Below are 18,503 nucleotides of genomic sequence, written 5' to 3'. Positions count from 1 at the left end.
CTGTTGCCAACACTTGTTCGCCGACGCCTGATTGCCAACGGTTGTTGGCCAACGCCTGTTGACGAAGGTAGCGCTGCGGAGACCCGGCGTCAACGCTTGTTGGCCAACAAGCGTTGACCTACGATGGCCGTCATGAACGAATCCCCCCGTCGCCGCTCCGACGACACCCGCGACGCGATCCTCGCCGCGGCCCGCGAGCGCTTCGCCGCCGACGGCTACGAGCGGGCCACCATCCGGGCCATCGCCAAGGACGCGCGCATCGATCCCTCGATGGTGATGCGCTACTACGGCAACAAGGAGGGCCTGTTCGCGGCGGCCGTCTCCGTGGACCTGGGACTGCCGGAGCCCGCCTCGCTGCCCCGGCACGACATCGGCCGCGCACTCGTGTCGCGCTTCCTCGACCTGTGGGAGGAGAACGAGGTGCTCACCGCGCTGCTGCGGGTCGGGGCGACCAATCAGGCGGGGGCGGAGCGGATGCAGGGCATCTTCCGGGAGCAGGTGATGCCGGTGGCCCTGCGGGTGTGCCCGGACCCGGAGCAGGCCCCCGCGCGGGCCGCGCTGGCCGCCACGCAACTGCTGGGGCTCGCGCTGACCCGGTACGTACTGCGGTTCCCGCCGACCGTGGCGCTGACGCGCGAGGAGATCGTGGCGTGGCTGGCGCCCACGGTGCAGCGGTACCTCACCGCGCCGAGCCCCTGAGAACGCACCGGGGCGCCGGCCTCGCCCACGTACGGCTCGGGCGCGTACGTGCGGCGGGGCCGGCGCCCCGGGAAGGGCGCGGTCGGCGCCCCGGAAAGGGTGGGGTCAGGCCTTCGAGCCGGCCTTGGCCTCGGCCTCGGCGGGCTTGGTCCTGATGTTGCGGCTGGTCACCCGGTGCTCTTCCTTGGACTTGTCCAGGACCATCACCAGACCGGCGATGACCCCGAACAGCACGAGCGGGGCCACCACGAAGAGGCCCAGCGTCTCGATGACGCTCAGGCCCGTGCCGGGGTCGTCGCCGTCGTCGGGCGTCAGCGCGGAGGCGGGGGACGACATGAGCAGCATCATCAGCGTCGTACCGGCCACCAGGGCGCCGGCGCGCAGGGCGTTCTTCTTGTCCACGGAGCCAAAGTATCCAACGGCGGTCGGGGCCGCGCGTCCGGGGTGCCGTATGCGCCGCCCCGGACCTTGCCCCGCCCCTCGCCCGGCCCCGCGGGCGTCCGCCCCTACGGCGCCCGCAGCACCTCCACCAGGGCGTGCAGACGGGCCGAGCCCGCCAGGTCCTCCAGTGTCATCGCGCGCCCCTCCCCGTCCGCGATCGGCAACCGCCAGTTCGGGTACTGGTCCCACGTCCCCGGCAGGTTCTGCGGCCGGCGGTCCCCCACCGTGTCCGGCAGCCAGACGCCGACCATGCGGGCCGGGGTGTTCAGCAGGTACCGGTGGACGGCCTGGATCTGGGCCTCCTCGGAGGAGGGGTCGGCGCCGCCGCCGGTGCCGTGCAGCAGGCCGAGCCGGGCCAGCAGTTCCAGCCACTCCGCCGTGTCCGCGGCGGCCTCCGCGCGTTCCTCGTCCAGCGGCCGGGTCAGCAGGCCGAGGCCGTCCCGGAGTTCGACGTGTTCCCCGGTGAGCCGTGCGGCCGTGGGCGGCAGGTCGTGCGTGGTCGCCGTCGCCAGACAGTCGGCGCGCCACTTCTCCGGCGGCAGCGGACGCCCGTCGCCCTCCCAGTCCCGCTCGAACCACAGCACCGACGTCCCCAGCACCCCCCGCTCGCGCAGGGCCTCCCGCACGCCGGGTTCGACCGTGCCGAGGTCCTCGCCGATCACCACGGTCCCGGCCCGCGAGGCCTCCAGGACGAGCACGGCGAGCATCGCCTCCGCGTCGTAGCGGACGTAGGTGCCCTCCGTCGGCGGCCGCCCCTGCGGGACCCACCACAGCCGGAACAGACCCATGACGTGGTCGATGCGCAGCGCGCCGGCGTATTGGAAGAGGGCCCGCAGCAGCTGGCGGTACGGCGCGTAGCCGGACTCCGCCAGCCGGTCCGGGCGCCAGGGCGGCAGGCCCCAGTCCTGGCCGCGGGCGTTGAAGGCGTCCGGAGGCGCCCCCACGGACATCCCGGCCGCGAAGTACGCCTGCTGGGCCCACGCGTCCGCGCCCTCGGGATGCACGCCCACCGCGAGGTCGTGGACGACGCCCAACGGCATCCCCGCCTCCCGTGCGGTGCGCTGGGCGGCGCCGAGCTGGCTCTCGGTGAGCCAGGCGAGGCGGCACCAGAAGTCGACGCGGTCCATCAACTCGCCGCGCGCGCGGGCGGTTTCGGCGGATCGCGGGTCGCGGAGGCCGACGGGCCAGCCGCGCCAGTCCGAGCCGTGCACCTCGGCCAGCGCGCACCAGGTGGCGTGGTCCTCCAGCGCCTGGCCGCCCTCGGCGAGATAGTCGGCGTAGGCGGCGCGGCGGCCGGGTCCGAGGGGGACCTCGCGGACGAGTTCGAGCGCCTCCCGCTTCAGCTCCCACACCGCGTCGCGGTCGATCAGCGCGCCCTTCTCCAGCACGGTCTCCCGCAGCCGCCCGGCCCGCTCGCGCAGGGTCCGCAGCCGGTCGTGGTCCGCGACCTGGGCGTACTCGGGGATGTCCTCGATGCGCAGGTGCACCGGGTCGGGGAAGCGGCGCGAGGACGGCCGGTAGGGGGACGGGTCGGTGGGGGCGCCGGGCACGGCCGCGTGCAGCGGGTTGACCTGGACGAAGCCGGCGCCGAGCGCGCGTCCCGCCCAGGAGGTCAGTTCGGCGAGGTCGCCGAGGTCGCCCATGCCCCAGGAGCGGTGCGAGAGCAGGGAGTAGAGCTGGACGAGGAGGCCGTACGACCGCCCCGGCGGCGCCGGCAGTCGCGGCGGGGCCACGATCAGGTGGGCGTCGCCGGTGCGGCCGTCGGGCGCGGTGGCGGTCAGCCGGTGGACGCCGGGCGGGAGTTGGTCGGCGGCGGCGCGGGTCTCGCCCTGTTCGGTCGTGATGCGCAGCCGGGTGCCCGCGGGCAGGTCGGCGAGGAAGGCGGCCGGGCCGCCGCTCCAGCACACCACGGTCGGCGGCAGCAGGCGGGCGCGCAGTTCGCGCTCCCGGGCCGCGAGGGCGGCTGCGGGGTCGCCCGCGTCGACGCCGAGGGCGGCCAGGGCCAGGGTGACGGCGGTGGCGGAGGCGGCGACCGAACGGTCCGGGGAGGGCTGGTAGGAGGTGGCCACGCCGTAGGACTCGGCGAGCCGGGAGAGCTCCGGACCGGGGGGCGCCACCATCTACGGCTCCAGGTAAGCGTCGGACTCGCTGGTCAGGGGGGCGGCGTCGGCGAGCGGCGGCTCGCTGGTGAGGGGCTCGGCGTCGGGCAGGGGTGGTTCGCTGGTGAGCGGGGTCTCGGTGCAGGCGCCCTCGGCGCTGAAGACACAGAAGTGTTCAGCGGGCGCCTCGGGTTTGGACAGGGGCGGAAGCAGAAGGGGTGCCGATGCGGCCACGGGGGCCTCCTTGTCGAGTACGACGACGGGGGTTACCGCAGCCCTACCCACAGGACGCGACGACAGACGTACCGGAGGGGAGAACGTGCTTTTCGTCATGTTCCGTGGCTTCGCCGTTCCCGTCCACCGCTGATCACTATTCACTCAGTACATGTACGTGGTGCATACTGATCGCCATGAGCATCCGCCACATCCTGCTGGGGCTGCTCGCCGGAGGGCCGAGCCACGGCTACGACCTCAAGCGACGCCACGACGACCGTTTCCCCGAGGCCCGTCCGCTGGCCTACGGGCAGGTCTACACGACCCTCCAGCGCCTGGTCCGGGACGGTCTCGCCGAGGTCGAGGGCACGGACTCCGACGGCGGCCCGGAGCGCACCAGGTACCGCTCGACCGAGGCGGGCACGCGTGAACTGGCCGAGTGGGCCGGGCAGATCGCCCCGCCCGCACCCTTCGTGACCAACGAGATCTTCGCCAAGGTCGTCGTCTCGATCCTGTCCGGCGGCGACCCGGACGCCTATCTGCGGGCGCAGCGCGCCGCCCACATGACGCGGATGCGGGAGCTCACGGCGGTCAAGACCGCCAAGGGCGCCGACCTCGCGAGCGTGCTCTCGGCGGACTACGCCCTCAACCACCTCGACGCCGACCTCCGCTGGATGACCACCACGGCGGCCCGGCTCACCACTTTGACCGCGGAGGTCGACTCCGCATGACCATCAAGGGGGACCCCACGGTGCCACTTCTCGAAGGGCTCGGGCTCGTCAAGGCGTACGGCCCGACGAAGGCCCTGCGCGGCGCCTCGGTCCGGCTGGACGCGGGCGAGATCCTCGCCGTCACCGGGACCAGCGGCAGCGGGAAGTCGACGCTGCTGCACTGCCTGGCCGGGATCGTCGCTCCGGACGCGGGTTCGGTGTCCTACGGCGGTGAGCGCCTCGACCACCTGTCCGAGAAGCGGCTCAGCGAGCTGCGCCGTACGGAGTTCGGCGTGGTCTTCCAGTTCGGGCAGCTCATCCCCGAGCTGACGGCGATCGACAACGTGGCGCTGCCGCTGCTGCTCGCGGGCCTGCCCCGCACCGACGCCCACGCTCGGGCCGGTGAGTGGCTGGAGCGGTTCGGGGTGCGCGGCCAGGCCGGGCTGCGGCCCGGCGAGATGAGCGGCGGGCAGGCCCAGCGCACCGCGCTGGCCCGCGCCCTGGTCACCGGACCGAGGATCGTCTTCGCGGACGAGCCGACCGGCGCGCTGGACTCCCTGGCGAGCGAGCAGGTCATGACGGCCCTGGTCCGCACGGCCCGCGAGTCGGGCACGGCGGTCCTGCTGATCACCCATGACGCCCAGGTGGCCGCTTACGCGGACGGCGAGGCACGGATGGCCGACGGGGCCGTCGTGCCGGTGGGGGTGACGGCATGACCACCGGCACCGCAGCGCGTCCGGGGGCCGATCTCCGGATGGCCTGGCTGCTGACCCGCGGTTCCGACCGGCGGGAGTGGTGGCGGATCGGGCTCACCGCCTTCGGGGCGGCGCTCGCGACGGGGATCGGGCTGGCGATCGCCGTGCTGAACTCCCTGGACGGGTACCACTCCGTGTCCTTCGGGTCCGGACTGCTCGATTCCGCGAGCGACCGGCGGAACGTGAGTCTCGTCATGGGGCTGCTGCTCGTCCCGGTGCTCGGGTTCCTCGGGCAGTGCGCGCGCGTCGGCGCGGTGCACCGGGACCGACGGCTGGCCGCGCTGCGGCTGGCGGGGGCCGGCCCCTGGCAGGTGCGGCGGATCGCGGCACTGGAGTCGGGACCGGCCTGTCTGGCGGGTTCACTGACCGCCACGGCCCTGGGCGTACCGCTGCTGCTGCACCTGTGGGCCCGTCCCACCGTGCTCACCTGGACCGGGATCGCCCTGGTCGCCGTGGCCGTGCCGGTGCTGGGCGCGGCCGTGGGCGCGCTGTCGCTGCGGCGCGTGGTGGCCTCGCCGCTGGGCTGGGTCCGGCGGGTACGGCCCGTGTGGGGCCCGGGGCGGACCCTGCGGGCGGTGAGCGGGCTGCTCGGGGTCGCGGGGCTGCTCGCCGGCCTGTCGGCGTTCACCGGCGGTCCGGTCCGTCTTACCCTCGGCCCGCCCGCGCTGTTCGTCGTCGTCCTGCTCGTCGGGTTCGCGACGGTGTCACTGACCGGTACGGCGGCCCGGCGGCTGGGCGGGGCCCTGGCGTCCCGGGCCCAGAGTCCCGCGCTGCTGATCGCGGCGGAACGGCTGCGGGACGACCCGTGGGCGGCCGCTCGCACCCATGCCGCGGTGCTGCTGGTGACGGTCGTGGGAGCGGGCTTCGTGGGCGTGCGTCAGGTCCTGCTGGAGACCCTGCACACCATGCGCCGCGAGGGGACGCTGGGCACGGACATGGCGTACTACACGACCGGCATCGACCTGACGGCCGCCGCGATCCTGGTCGCCCTCGCGCTGACCGTGACGGGGCTGGCCGTGGGCACCGTCGAATCCCTCGCCACTCGGCGCCGGGGCCTGGCCGCCCAGGTCGCCGCCGGGGTGCCGCACCGGGTGCTGGCCCGGGCGCTGCTCCTGGAGACCGCGCTGCCGCTGGCTCCCGCGGTCGCGGTGGCGGGCCTGGGCGGTACGGCGATCGGGTTCTGGTACGCCTCGCTGGCCGCGCACGGGACGGGGACGGGACTGCCGTACGCCGCCCTGCTGGTCCCCGTCGCGGTGTACGCGGCCTGTCTGCTGGCCGCCGCGACCTCCCTGCCGCTGCTGCGCCGCTCGGTCCGCCCGGCGGAACTCAGGCACGCGTGACCCACTGATCGTCCGGTCCCGGAGGCACGGGGGACCTCCGGGACCGGACCCGGGCCGCCGGGTGCGGCAACACGAAGGCCCGGATCGTCGTCAGGCTGAGATGCCGTCGATCCGGGCCATGGCGTCCTCCGCGCCGTACGGTTGCAAGTACGGCAGCCAGCGCGGGTCCCTGTGCCCGGTGCCGATGATGCGCCAGGCCAGACCGGTGGGTGGGGCGGGTTTGTGGCGCAGCCGCCAGCCGATCTCGAACAGGTGCCGGTCGGCTTTGACGTGGTTGCACCGGCGACAGGACGCCACCACGTTGTCCCAGACGTGCTTGCCCCCGCGGCTGCGCGGGATGACGTGGTCGACGCTGGTTGCGACGCCACCGCAGTACATGCACCGGCCCCCGTCGCGGGCGAAGAGCGCCCTGCGGGTGAGAGGAACGGGCCCCCGATAGGGAACCCGGACGAATCGCTTGAGCCGGACCACGCTGGGTGCGGGGACTGTGACGGTCGCGCTGTGCATGAAGGCGCCGGATTCCTCCAGGGAGACCGCTTTGTTCTCCAGGACGAGGACGAGCGCGCGGCGGAGCGGTACGACGCCGAGGGGCTCGTACGACGCGTTGAGTACCAGGACATGCGGCACGGATGCCTCCTTGGGCGTCGGCGGCACGTGGCTCGTGCCGGGACGAACTGAGGTCAGTCTCCCCTCTCGGCCGGGAGAAACGCCACCATGTCCCGGTAACGGGCTGGGAGTGTTTTCGACCACACCTTTCTTCATCCCCAGGTGAGAGCCGTCTCTCCCCCGAACATTGCAACGATCCACACACGATGCACCGTTAGTGTGGTGAGCCTGCTTTACCGGTGACCTTTTCGTGACCTTGACCGCCGTACCGGAAGGCAGACGCAGCACCTGGAGGTACCTGCCGTGTCCTTGTCCGCCGTCCTACTGGCCGCGAGTCCGTCGCCGTCGCCGTCCCCCTCGGACACCCCGACGCCGGCCGTGCCGAGTCTCCAGGACGCCCAGGAGAGCGCGACGAACGCCGCGAGCTGGGTGGAGCAGAACTGGTCGACCTGGCTGGCGATCGGTCTGCGGGTCCTGCTGATCCTGGTGATCGCCGCCGTGCTGAGAATGGTCGTGCGGCGGGCCATCACCAAGCTGATCGACCGGATGAACCGCACCGCCCAGGCGGTCGACGGCACCTCGATCGGCGGTCTGCTCGTCAACAACGAGCGCCGTCACCAGCGCTCCCAGGCCATCGGCTCGGTGCTGCGTTCGGTGGCCAGCTTCGCCATCCTGGGCACCGCCGCCCTGATGGTGCTGGGCGCCTTCGAGATCAACCTGGCCCCGCTGCTCGCGTCGGCCGGTGTCGCGGGTGTGGCGATCGGTTTCGGCGCCCGCAACCTCGTCACGGACTTCCTCTCGGGCGTCTTCATGATCCTGGAGGACCAGTACGGCGTCGGCGACACCATCGACGCGGGTGTGGCCTCCGGCGAGGTCATCGAGGTCGGCCTCAGGGTGACCAAGCTGCGCGGCGACAGCGGCGAGATCTGGTACGTCCGCAACGGCGAGGTCAAGCGCATCGGCAACCTCTCCCAGGGCTGGGCGACGGCCGGCGTGGACGTGACCGTGAGGGCCTCCGAGGACCTCGACAAGGTCAAGCGGGTGCTGGGCGAGGTCGCCGAGAAGATGAGCAAGGAAGAGCCCTGGAACGAGCTCCTGTGGAGCCCGATCGAGGTCCTCGGCCTGGACAGCGTCCTGCTGGACTCCATGGTCGTGCGGGTCTCCGCCAAGACCATGCCCGGCAAGTCCCTCACGGTCGAGCGCGAGCTGCGCTGGCGCATCAAGCGCGCCTTCGACGCGGCCGACATCCGCATCGTCGGCGGCGCGACCGTCCCCGCCGACGAGGACCCCGCCGACCCGGCCGCCGCGGTCGCGGCCCCGTCGGTCTTCTCCAACTCCGAGTCCCCGCAGTCGGCGGCGGCCTCCCCGCTCGTGTCGGCCCCGGCCCAGCGCGGCCCGGCGCCGAAGTAGGACCCCCTCCCGCGAGACCGCCCCGGCAGGTAACGACTCCGTTTCCTGCCGGGGCGGTTTGGCGTTCCCCTCTTGACGGAAAGGTGGTCCAGACCTATGTTCCGTGCATCCGATAGGAAACCTTCCTAACAGTCACCGGACAGTACAGTCGTCCGGCAGTCACGGAGAGGGGCACCCATGGCAGGCACACCACGCACACTCCGCGCCATGAACGACCGTGCCGCGCTCGACCTCCTGCTGGAGCACGGCCCCCTCTCCCGTACGCGGATCGGCAAGCTCACCGGCCTGTCCAAGCCGACCGCGTCCCAGCTCCTGGCCCGCCTGGAGGCGTCGGGGCTCGTCCTCGCGACCGGCACCAGCGAGGGCAGGCCGGGCCCCAACGCCCAGCTGTACGAGGTCGACCCGAGTGCCGCGTACGCCGCCGGGCTCGACGTCACCCCCGAGCGCGTCCTCGCCGCGGTCGCCGACATCACCGGCCGCACGGTGGGCTCCTTCGAACTGCCGACCCCGGGCAGGCGACCCGCCCAGCCCGTCGTCCGGCAGGTCACCGACGCCCTCGACGGGGCGGTGAAGGCGGCCGGGCTCGCCCGCGCCGACGTCCACCGGCTCGTCATCGGCACCCCGGGCGCCTTCGACCCGGGCACGGGCCGGCTGCGCTACGCCTCCCACCTCCCCGGCTGGCACACCCCGACCCTCCTCGACGAGATCGCCGCCGCGCTGCCGATGCCGGTCGAGTACGAGAACGACGTCAACCTCGTCGCCGTGGCCGAACAGCGGCTCGGGGCGGCCCGCGGACACGAGGACTTCGTGCTGCTGTGGAACGAGGGCGGCCTCGGAGCCGCCCTGGTCCTCGGCGGCCGGCTGCACCGCGGCTGGACCGGCGGCGCGGGAGAGGTGGGTTTCCTGCCGGTTCCCGGAGCGCCCCTGGTGCGGCAGGTGACCAAAGCCAACAGTGGCGGCTATCAGGAGCTCGCGGGCTCCCAGGCGATCCCGGGCCTCGCCCGCGAGCTCGGCATGACGGACATCCCGTCGGGGCCGTACGCCGAGGTCGCCGCCGCCCTCGTCGAGCGGGCCGCCACCGAGGACACCGTCCTGCACCGGCTGCTCCTGGAGACCTACGCCACCCGTCTGGCCACCGGTCTCGCCTCCCTCGTCTCCGTCCTCGACCCCGAACTCGTCGTCCTCAGCGGTGCCTCGCTCACCGCCGGCGGCGACACCCTGCGCGCCCTCGTCCAGGCCGAACTGGAGGAACTGGCAGCCTCCCGGCCCCGCCTGGTCGTCGGCGCCGTCCACGAACACCCCGTGCTGCGCGGCGCGCTGGAGAGCGCGCTGGCGGCCACCCGCGACGAGGTCTTCGACACCTCGCGCTGACCCCCGTACTCCCCCACACCCTCATCTCACCGCCCGTCCCTGGGAGACCTCGTCATGCGCACAGCCATACCCTCAGCCGCCCGGAAAGCGGCATTTGCCCTGACCGTGTCCGCCGCGCTCCTCACCACCGCCTGTACCGGCCAGTCCTCCTCCGGCGCCGACGACGACGCGTCCAAGGAGACGACCATCAACTTCTGGCACGCCTGGAGCGCGGACTCCGAGGTGGCCGGGGTGAAGGCGCTGGTCGCCGGGTTCGAGAAGGCCCACCCCAACATCCACGTCAACGTCGTCGGCAACATGACCGACGACAAGATCAACCAGGCACTGCGCACGGGCGGCGCCAAGGCCCCGGACGTCATCTCGTCGTTCACCACGAACAACGTGGGCAAGTTCTGCTCCTCGGGCGCGCTGGTCGACCTCAACCCCTTCTTCAAGAAGTCGGGGATCGACCCGGACACCACCTTCCCGGCCGCGATGAACCAGTACACGCAGTTCGACGGCGACCGGTGCGCGGCGCCGCTCCTCGGTGACGCGTACGGGCTCTACTACAACAAGACGGCCTTCGAGAAGGCCGGCATCAGCGCGCCGCCCAAGACGTGGACCGAGTTCGAGGCCGACGCCAAGAAGCTGACGATCGCCCAGGGCGACTCGTACAAGCAGCTCGGTTTCATGCCGGACTACCACGGCTGGGAGACCACGACCGAGCACTACATGGGCCAGTTCTCGCCCACCTACTTCGACAAGGCGGGCAAGTCCACGGTCGCCACCGACCCTGCCGTCGCCGCCGCCTTCACCCTCCAGAAGAAGCTCGTCGACGAACTCGGCGGCTACCAGAAGCTGGAGAAGTACCGGGCGGGGCTCGGCGACGAGTGGGGTCCCAAGCACCCCTTCCAGACCGGCCAGGTCGCCATGCAGCTCGACGGCGAGTGGCGGCTCGGCATGGCCGTGGACGCCAAGCCCGGCTTCGACATCGGCGTCGCCCCGCTCCCCGTGCCCGACGACCAGGCCGACCAGTACGGCAAGGGCTACATCACCGGCACCATCGCCGGCATCGCCGCCAACAGCAGCAAGCAGAACGCGGCCTGGGAGTTCCTGAAGTACATCACCACGGACACCGACGCGGTGGTCGGCTTCTCCAACGCCATCCACAACGTGCCCTCGACGCTCGCGGCCCTGAAGTCCCCGAAGCTCAAGTACGACCCGCGCTTCAAGACCTTCCTGGACATCGCCGCGAACCCGAACTCGACGACCGCCCCGTCCTCGATCAACGGCGGCGTGTACCTCACCACCATTCAGGACCTCGGCTACGCCTACGAGAGCGGCAAGGTCACCGACCTGAAGAAGGGCCTCGCCGACGCGGCCAAGCAGATCGACACGGACATCGCGCAGGCGAAGTAATGGCAACCGTCACCCTGGCGTCGAAGCGCCGCCGGTCGGCGCTTCGCACGATCGCCTTCATGTCGCCCTGGCTGATCGGCTTCACGGTCTTCTTCGCCTACCCGCTGCTCTCCACGGTCTACTTCTCGTTCATGCACTACGACGGCTTCAAGCCGCCGACCTGGAGCGGGACGAAGAACTGGACCTACGTCTTCAAGGACTACCCCTTCTTCTGGCCCGCCCTGCGCAACACCCTGTGGCTGGTCGTGGTGATGGTGTCGTTGCGGGTCGTCTTCGGACTGGGCGTCGGCATGCTCATCACGAAGATCAAGACGGGCACGGGCGTCTTCCGGACGCTCTTCTACCTGCCCTACCTGGCCCCGCCGGTGGCCGCCACGATGGCCTTCGCCTTCCTGCTCAACCCCGGTACGGGCCCGGTCAACTCGATCCTGGAGAAGGTCGGCATCCCGGCCCCGGGCTGGTTCAACGACCCCACCTGGTCGAAGCCGGCCCTCACCCTGCTCGCCCTGTGGGGCATCGGCGACCTGATGGTCATCTTCATGGCCGCGCTGCTTGATGTGCCCCAGGAGCAGTACGAGGCCGCGGAGCTGGACGGGGCGTCGGCGTGGCAGCGGTTCCGGTTCGTCACCCTTCCCAACATCTCGCCGATCGTGATGTTCGCCGTGGTCACCGGTGTCATCCAGACGATGCAGTACTACACCCAGCCGCTCATCGCGGGGAAGGTCGCCTCGGGCGTGATCCAGGGCGCGGGCACGCAGTTCGAGCCCGGCTACCCGGACAAGTCCACGCTGACCCTCCCCCAGCTCGTCTACAACCTCGGCTTCCAGCGCTTCGACTACGGCTCCGCGTGTGTCGTCGCCCTCGTCCTCTTCGCCCTGTCGATGGTGTTCACCGCGTTCCTGATGCGGCGCCGGGGCGGTCTCATCCAGGCAGGTGACTGACCATGACCCAAGTACTGGACCGGCCGGTGGAGTTGAAGACCCCGGTCTCGCCCGCCGAGCGCACCGCCCGGCGCAGGGCACTCCTCGAATGGGTGGCGATCCACTCCCTCGGCATCGCCGCCGCCCTCTTCTTCACGCTGCCCTTCGTGTTCGTGTTCCTGACCTCGCTGATGAGCGACAGCCAGGCCCTCAGCCGCGACCTGATCCCGCACACCTGGGAGTGGGGCAACTACCGGCGGGTCTTCGACACCCCGGGTTTCCTGACCTGGTGGCGCAACACGCTGGTCTACGCGGGACTGGGAACAGTCCTTACGGTCGTGTCGTCGATCCCCGTGGCGTACGCGCTCGCCAAGTTCCGCTTCCGGGGCCGCAACCTCTCCCTGATGCTGGTCATCTCGATGATGATGCTGCCGCCCCAGGTGGTCATCATCCCGATGTACCTGTTCTGGGCGAAGCAGCTCGGCCTGTCCGGCACCCTGTGGCCGCTGATCATCCCGATGGCGTTCGGGGACGCGTTCTCGATCTTCCTGCTCAGGCAGTTCCTGATGACGATCCCCAACGAGTACGTGGACGCGGCCAAGGTCGACGGCTGCGGCGACTTCCGCACCCTCGTACGGGTCGTCATCCCCATGGCCAAGCCCGGGATCGCCGCGGTGGCCCTCTTCCAGTTCTTCTATGCCTGGAACGACTACTTCGGCCCGCAGATCTACGCCTCGGAGAACCAGAACGCCTGGACGCTCAGCTACGGCCTGGAGTCCTTCAAGGGCATGCACCACACCGACTGGAACCTCACCATGGCCGCGACCGTACTGGTCATGGCCCCCGTGATCCTCGTGTTCTTCTTCGCGCAGAAGGCATTCGTCGAGGGCGTCACGCTGACCGGAGTGAAGGGTTAACCACACATGAAACTCACCGTGGTCGGCGGCGGCTCGACCTACACCCCCGAACTCGTCGACGGCTTCGCCCGCCTGCGCGACACCCTGCCCGTCGAGGAACTCGTCCTCGTCGACCCGGCCGAGGACCGCCTGGAGCTGGTCGGCGGTCTCGCCCGGCGCATCTTCGCCAAGCAGGGCCACGACGGCCGTATCGTCACCACGACCGACCTGGACGCGGGCGTGGACGGCGCCGACGCCGTGCTGCTGCAACTGCGGGTCGGCGGCCAGGCGGCTCGTCAGCAGGACGAGACCTGGCCCCTGGAGTGCGGCTGCGTCGGCCAGGAGACGACCGGGGCCGGCGGCCTCGCCAAGGCGCTGCGCACGGTCCCGGTGGTCCTCGACATCGCCGAACGGGTCCGCCGCACCAACCCGGACGCCTGGATCATCGACTTCACCAACCCGGTCGGGATCGTCACCCGCGCCCTGCTGCAGGCCGGGCACAAGGCGGTCGGGCTGTGCAACGTGGCGATCGGCTTCCAGCGGAAGTTCGCCGCGCTGCTCGGCGTCACGCCCGCCGACGTCCACCTCGACCACGTGGGCCTCAACCACCTCACCTGGGAGACCGGGGTACGGCTCGGCGGTCCCGAGGGGGAGGACGTCCTGCCCAAGCTGCTCACCGGGCACGGCGACACCATCGCCGCCGACCTGCACCTGCCGCGCCCGCTCCTTGACCGGCTCGGCGTGGTCCCGTCGTACTACCTGCGCTACTTCTACGCGCACGACGAGGTCGTGCGCGAACTGGGCACCAAGCCGTCCCGGGCCGCCGAAGTGGCGGCCATGGAGCGGGAGTTGCTCCAGATGTACGGCGACCCGGCCCTGGACGAGAAGCCGGAGCTGCTCGCCAGGCGGGGCGGCGCCTACTACTCGGAGGCGGCCGTGGACCTCGCCGCCGCACTGCTCGGCGGGGGCGGCAGCCCCTACCAGGTGGTCAACACCCTCAACCGGGGCACGCTGCCCTTCCTGCCCGGCGACGCGGTGATCGAGGTGCAGGCGGCGGTGGGCCCGAACGGGCCGGCCCCGCTGGCGGTGCCGGCCGTGGACCCGCTGTTCGCGGGCCTTATGGCGCACGTGACGGCGTACGAGGACCTGGCGCTGGCGGCGGCCCTGCGGGGCGGCCGGGACCGGGTCTTCAAGGCGCTGCTCGCCCACCCCCTCGTCGGCCAGTACGCGTACGCCGAGGGCCTCACCGACCGACTGATCGCACACAACCGGGAGCATCTCGCGTGGGCCTGACCGCATGCGTCCTCGCCGTCGACGCGGGCAACAGCAAGACCGACGTCGCGGTCGTGGCGGCCGACGGAAACGTCCTCGCCACGGCTCGCGGCGGCGGGTTCCGGCCGCCGGTGGTGGGCGTCGAGACGGCGGTGGACACCGTCGCCGACGCGGTCGGACGGGCCTTCGCGGCGGCCGGGGTGACGTCGGTGCAGCACGTCTCGGCGTGCCTGGCCAACGCCGACTTCCCCGTGGAGGAGCGGCAGTTGGCCGCCGCGCTGCACACGCGCGGGTGGGGCCCGGACGTGGAGGTCCGCAACGACACCTTCGCGATCCTGCGGGCCGGGATCACCGAACCGCGCGGGGTCGCCGTGGTGTGCGGCGCGGGCATCAACTGCGTCGGCATGCGCCCCGACGGCCGCACCGCCCGCTTCCCCGCGCTCGGCCGGATCTCCGGCGACTGGGGCGGCGGCTGGGGGCTCGCCGAGGAGGCCCTGTGGCACGCCGCCCGCGCGGAGGACGGGCGGGGCGTCGACACCGACCTCGCGCGCGTGCTCCCGCGGCACTTCGGGCTGGCGTCCATGTACGCCCTCATCGAGGCCCTGCACCTGGAGGAGATCGCCCCGGCCCGCCGTCACGAACTGACCCCGGTGCTCTTCGCCGCGGCCGCCGCCGGTGACACCGTGGCCCGCTCGCTCGTCGACCGCCTGGCCGACGAGGTGGTGTCCATGGCGACGGTGGCCCTGACCCGCCTCGACCTCCTCGACGAGGAGACCCCGGTCCTGCTCGGCGGCAGCGTCCTGGCCGCCCGGCACCCCCAACTGGACGACGGGGTGCGGGAACTCCTGGCGGCCCGCGCCCCCAAGGCCGTACCCCAGGTGGTGACGGCGCGTCCGGTCCTGGGCGCGGCGCTCCTCGGCCTGGACCGCGCGGGGGCCTCACCGCGGGTGCAGGAGAGGGTGCGGGCGTTCTACGAGGCCTGAGCGAGCACCGCGTCGGCCACGTCGGAGACGGACCTGCCGTTTCCGACGTCGACGCGGGGCAGTCCCAGCCGGTCGACCGCCTCCACCATGAGCTCCTGATAGCGCACGCTCCGGGCCAGGAACTTGTCCATCAGCGCGCGCTCCCCCTCGGACGCCTCGTCATAGCGCCCGCCCGCACGGATCCGGGCGCGTACGACGTCCTCGCCGGCGGTGAGCCATACGGCGGCCGTGTGCGGGGCGTCCAGTGCGGCAACCCGCTCCGGCCACAGCGCGGAGCCCTCCAGGACCAGGCCCGGCCCGGTGGCGTGCGCCGCGACCAGCTCCTCGATGCGGGGCCAGAGCCGCTCGTAGTGGGCGAGGACCGAGTCGATCAACTCGTCGACGCCGAGCGTCGCGTAGTGCTCGGCCACATGCGGCGGCACCTCCCGCTCCGGCGTGCGCCAGGGCCGCCCCGGGTGTCTCGCCAGCAGGTCCGTCGAGCGATGCGTGAAGCCGAGGCGGTCCGCGACCGCCCCGGCGACCGTGGACTTACCGGTATTCGACGTTCCGCCGATCATCACCACTCGCACCCCGCGCACGACGGCGACCCTACGCGCTCCCCCGGGGGAACCGAACCGATTCCGGGGGCGTATTCATGGGCAAGGGGTGGTGCAGAACGCGGAGCCGCCGGGGGCGATCCGCTGCGATCCGATCAAGATCGAGTGAAGCCCGGTGCGGATGTCGGTCCCGGCAGCGATACTTGCGGCGAGGGATGACCATGGGGGAGGTCAAACAGTGACACACCCGCCGAAGAGCAGCGCGGCGGCACCGGGTTCCGGGGTGCCCACGATGCCGGCCGTGCCGCCGCAGCCGGGCCCTGTGGCCCCGGCCCCGCAGGCACCCCCGCCCGCCGTCGCGCCGGAGCGGGCACCCGCGCGCCGTACCGCCTTCGCGGAGGGTTTCGACCAGGTGCGCGCGGCCGCCACCACCGAGCCGGGCCGGCTGCGCATCATCGGTGCCGCGCTCGCCCTGCTCGTCGTCCTCTTCGGCGCGGTGACCGCCTGGCAGACCAACGACCGGGCCGCCGCCGCGGACGACGTGCTGCACAAGAGCCAGCCGCTCAGCAGCGCCGCCGCCGACATCTACCGCTATCTGGCCGACGCCAACACCGCCGCCTCCAGCGGCTTCCTCGCCGGCGGCCAGGAGACGGCCGCCTCCCGCGAGCTGTACGAGAAGGACATCGACCTGGCCGCGGCCGGCCTGGTCAGGGCCGCCTCGAACTCCGACCCGGACTCCCCGGCAGCGAGGACCGTGGCCGAGCTCAACACCCTGCTGCCGGAGTACAAGGGCCTGGTGGAGCGGGCCCGTACGTACAACCGCCAGGGCTTCCCGGTCGGCGGCGCCTATCTGCGCTACGCCAACGAGAAGATGCAGGAGGAGATGCTCCCGAAGGCGCAGAACCTCTACACGAGCGAGAACCAGCGGCTGCGCGCCGACTACGGCGACGCCACGCCCTACCCGTGGGCCGCGATCGGCCTCGGCGTGCTGGCGCTCGCCGGTCTCGCCTGGGCCCAGCACCGCAACTACCGGCGCACCAACCGGGTCCTCAACCACGGCCTGGTCGCGGCCACCGCGACGGCCACCGTGGTGCTGCTGTGGCTGGTCGTCGGCCACACCGTCGCGCGCGCGGGCCTCAACGACTCCTACGACCACGGTGTCCTCTCTCTCAACGTGCTGCACGACGCCCGGATCGCCTCCCTGAAGGCGCGCGGCAACGAGAACCTCACGCTGGTGGCGCGCGGCGCGGAGACGGTCGTCAAGAAGAACGCCCAGGGCGAGGACGTCACCTACGACGCCTACGACTACGACTTCGACAAGGACATGGACACCCTCGGCAAGGGGCTGGCCCAGGCGTCGAAGCTCGCCGACGACAGCAGCGGCAAGCAGCCGGTGACCGCGGCCGAGGGCAACATGGCGGTGTGGAAGCAGCGCCACACCGCGGCCCGGGAGCAGGACGACAACGGCAACTACGAAGAGGCGCTGAAGCGGGTCATAGGCCCCAAGGGCGCGACGGGCGAGTGCTTCGACAGCGTCGACGACAACCTCGCCAAGGCCCTGACCCACGAGGAGGCCGAGTTCAGGCGTTCGGCCGGTGACGGTCTGGGCGCGATGACCGGACTGCCGGTGGGCGCCGCCGTGCTGGCCGTCCTGGGCGCGGCCGGCGCGGTGCTGGGCATCGGGCGCAGGCTGTCGGAGTACCGGTGAGAGGGGGCGTGACGATGCGGATGCGCGGGCGGGTGCGGACCGGTCTCAGGGGCTGGGGCGGGGTCGGGGCGATGGCGGTCGTCTGCGCCCTGGCGCTCGCCTTCGTCCTGCTGCTGCCGCTGACCCAGTCGCACGGCGACGGCGGCACGGAGACCGGCGGGCCCGGCGTGGTGTACGCGCGGCAGGCGGCCGACGACGATCCCTGTCTGGACCCGGCGATCAAGTCGGCCCCGGAGAAGCAGACGCTGTCCCCGTCGAGCGCGGACGGCCCGACCATCGAGAAGATCAAGGCCCGCGAGGGCGAGAAGCGCAAGCTGATCGTCGGCGTCGACCAGAACAGCTACCGCTGGGGCTACCGCAACCCCAACGGCGGGCCGAAGGCCGACCTGGAGGGCTTCGACATCGACCTGGTGCACAGGATCGCCCAGGACATCCTCGGTGACCCGAACGCCGTCCAGTTCAAGGCGATCCCCACCAACCAGCGCATCCCGGCCATACAGAAGGGCCGGGTCGACATGGTCGTCCGCACGATGACGATCAACTGCACGCGCGTGGGCCAAGTGGCGTTCTCCGCGCCGTACTTCAAGACCGGCCAGCAGGTCCTCGCCCCCAAGTCCTCCGCTATCGAGGGCTACGGCGACACCCTGGCGCACAAGAAGATCTGCACGGCGGAGGGTTCGACCGCCTTCAGCAAGCTGGACGACGACAAGAAGGCGGGCAGGCTCGTCGCCTCCGCCGACATCACGACCACGGTTCCCAACCAACTCGACTGCCTGGTGAGGCTGCAGCTCGGCGAGGTCGACGCCGTGGTCACCGACGGCGCGCTCGCCGCCAGCCAGGCCGCGCAGGACCCCACGGTCGAACTGAAAGGGACCCCCTTCACCACCGAGTACTACGGCGTGGCGATGAAGAGCGACGCCGACGATCTGGTACGCCGGGTCAACCAGATCCTGGTGGACTACCGCAAGGACACCACCGACGGCTGGCAGGCGTCGTACGACAGGTGGCTGTCCGCCACACTGGCCAAGGACTCGGCGAAGTCGGAGCCGCCGCCACCGCAGTACCTGCGCACGAGCTGACGACCACCACGGACGACCGCAACGGACGACAACCACCCACAGCAACCCTTCAGCAGCGAGAGGTGAT

General features: G+C 71.8%; 18 protein-coding genes. 13 read left to right on the top strand and 5 right to left on the bottom strand.

Annotated elements, in window-relative coordinates:
• The first annotated feature begins 132 nt into the window (after positions 1-132).
• Complete coding sequence (locus AQI94_RS01890) at positions 133-699, top strand: TetR/AcrR family transcriptional regulator (protein WP_031049191.1); 567 nt, start codon at positions 133-135, stop codon at positions 697-699.
• Positions 700-804: 105 nt separating this feature from the next.
• Here the strand turns inward: AQI94_RS01890 and AQI94_RS01885 are convergent, their stop codons facing one another.
• From AQI94_RS01885 to AQI94_RS01875, 3 genes are all read right to left on the bottom strand, one after another.
• Positions 805-1,101, bottom strand: a complete 297-nt coding sequence (locus AQI94_RS01885) for a hypothetical protein (RefSeq protein ID WP_031049193.1) — start codon at positions 1,099-1,101, stop codon at positions 805-807.
• 104 nt (positions 1,102-1,205) lie between these two features.
• Positions 1,206-3,260 carry a 4-alpha-glucanotransferase gene (malQ, locus tag AQI94_RS01880; protein ID WP_062229550.1) on the bottom strand — a complete coding sequence of 685 codons (2,055 nt, stop codon included), beginning with the start codon at positions 3,258-3,260 and terminating at the stop codon, positions 1,206-1,208.
• Complete coding sequence (locus AQI94_RS01875; RefSeq protein WP_031048537.1) at positions 3,261-3,473, bottom strand: hypothetical protein; 213 nt, start codon at positions 3,471-3,473, stop codon at positions 3,261-3,263.
• A 176-nt stretch (positions 3,474-3,649) separates the two neighbouring features.
• Here AQI94_RS01875 and AQI94_RS01870 point away from each other — a divergent pair, with 176 nt between their 5' ends.
• Genes AQI94_RS01870 through AQI94_RS01860 form a run of 3 tightly spaced genes read left to right on the top strand, consistent with a single transcriptional unit; the run spans position 3,650 to position 6,257 of the window.
• Positions 3,650-4,183, top strand: coding sequence for a PadR family transcriptional regulator (locus tag AQI94_RS01870; protein WP_031048534.1), 534 nt, complete (start codon positions 3,650-3,652; stop codon positions 4,181-4,183).
• On the top strand, positions 4,180-4,878 hold the full coding sequence (locus AQI94_RS01865; protein WP_031048532.1) for an ABC transporter ATP-binding protein: 699 nt from the start codon (positions 4,180-4,182) through the stop codon (positions 4,876-4,878). Before AQI94_RS01870 ends, AQI94_RS01865 begins: the two co-directional genes overlap by 4 nt.
• The gene (locus AQI94_RS01860; RefSeq protein ID WP_031048529.1) at positions 4,875-6,257 is read left to right on the top strand and encodes an FtsX-like permease family protein; all 1,383 of its coding nucleotides are present in this window, start codon (positions 4,875-4,877) and stop codon (positions 6,255-6,257) included. The genes AQI94_RS01865 and AQI94_RS01860 overlap by 4 nt, the downstream gene beginning before the upstream one ends.
• Before the next feature lie 90 nt (positions 6,258-6,347).
• Here AQI94_RS01860 and AQI94_RS01855 read toward each other — a convergent pair whose 3' ends face one another.
• A complete protein-coding gene (locus AQI94_RS01855) occupies positions 6,348-6,884 on the bottom strand; it encodes an HNH endonuclease (RefSeq protein WP_020116449.1) in 537 nt (178 codons plus the stop codon).
• A gap of 282 nt (positions 6,885-7,166) precedes the next feature.
• Between AQI94_RS01855 and AQI94_RS01850 the strand changes: the two genes are divergently transcribed.
• From AQI94_RS01850 to AQI94_RS01820, 7 genes are all read left to right on the top strand, one after another.
• Positions 7,167-8,273 (top strand): mechanosensitive ion channel family protein, encoded by a 1,107-nt coding sequence (locus AQI94_RS01850; RefSeq protein ID WP_031048525.1) that lies wholly within the window; start codon positions 7,167-7,169, stop codon positions 8,271-8,273.
• A gap of 177 nt (positions 8,274-8,450) precedes the next feature.
• Positions 8,451-9,644, top strand: a complete 1,194-nt coding sequence (locus AQI94_RS01845) for an ROK family transcriptional regulator (RefSeq protein WP_031048523.1) — start codon at positions 8,451-8,453, stop codon at positions 9,642-9,644.
• A 54-nt stretch (positions 9,645-9,698) separates the two neighbouring features.
• On the top strand, positions 9,699-11,042 hold the full coding sequence (locus AQI94_RS01840; RefSeq protein ID WP_031048521.1) for an ABC transporter substrate-binding protein: 1,344 nt from the start codon (positions 9,699-9,701) through the stop codon (positions 11,040-11,042).
• On the top strand, positions 11,042-11,983 hold the full coding sequence (locus AQI94_RS01835) for a carbohydrate ABC transporter permease (protein WP_031048518.1): 942 nt from the start codon (positions 11,042-11,044) through the stop codon (positions 11,981-11,983). The genes AQI94_RS01840 and AQI94_RS01835 overlap by 1 nt, the downstream gene beginning before the upstream one ends.
• Positions 11,984-11,985: 2 nt before the next feature.
• Positions 11,986-12,879, top strand: a complete 894-nt coding sequence (locus AQI94_RS01830; protein WP_031048516.1) for a carbohydrate ABC transporter permease — start codon at positions 11,986-11,988, stop codon at positions 12,877-12,879.
• Between the two features lie 6 nt (positions 12,880-12,885).
• The gene (locus AQI94_RS01825; protein ID WP_031048513.1) at positions 12,886-14,151 is read left to right on the top strand and encodes a 6-phospho-beta-glucosidase; all 1,266 of its coding nucleotides are present in this window, start codon (positions 12,886-12,888) and stop codon (positions 14,149-14,151) included.
• A complete protein-coding gene (locus AQI94_RS01820; protein WP_031048511.1) occupies positions 14,142-15,113 on the top strand; it encodes an N-acetylglucosamine kinase in 972 nt (323 codons plus the stop codon). Before AQI94_RS01825 ends, AQI94_RS01820 begins: the two co-directional genes overlap by 10 nt.
• On the opposite strand, the gene AQI94_RS01815 is transcribed toward AQI94_RS01820, so the two are convergent.
• Entirely contained in the window at positions 15,101-15,670 is a 570-nt protein-coding gene (locus AQI94_RS01815; protein ID WP_031048507.1) for an AAA family ATPase, read from the bottom strand. The two genes, AQI94_RS01820 and AQI94_RS01815, sit on opposite strands and share 13 nt — an antisense overlap.
• Before the next feature lie 271 nt (positions 15,671-15,941).
• Between AQI94_RS01815 and AQI94_RS01810 the strand changes: the two genes are divergently transcribed.
• Positions 15,942-17,357 carry a hypothetical protein gene (locus AQI94_RS01810; RefSeq protein WP_079062527.1) on the top strand — a complete coding sequence of 472 codons (1,416 nt, stop codon included), beginning with the start codon at positions 15,942-15,944 and terminating at the stop codon, positions 17,355-17,357.
• 14 nt (positions 17,358-17,371) lie between these two features.
• Complete coding sequence (locus tag AQI94_RS01805; RefSeq protein ID WP_031052057.1) at positions 17,372-18,436, top strand: glutamate ABC transporter substrate-binding protein; 1,065 nt, start codon at positions 17,372-17,374, stop codon at positions 18,434-18,436.
• The last annotated feature ends 67 nt before the right edge of the window (positions 18,437-18,503 follow it).

Origin of the sequence: Streptomyces pseudovenezuelae, from assembly GCF_001513955.1 — a bacterium.
In the GTDB taxonomy this organism is placed as follows: Bacteria; Actinomycetota; Actinomycetes; order Streptomycetales; family Streptomycetaceae; genus Streptomyces; species Streptomyces pseudovenezuelae.
The sequence above is the reverse complement of the archived record's forward strand: the minus strand, read 5'-3'. Positions and strand labels throughout refer to the sequence as shown.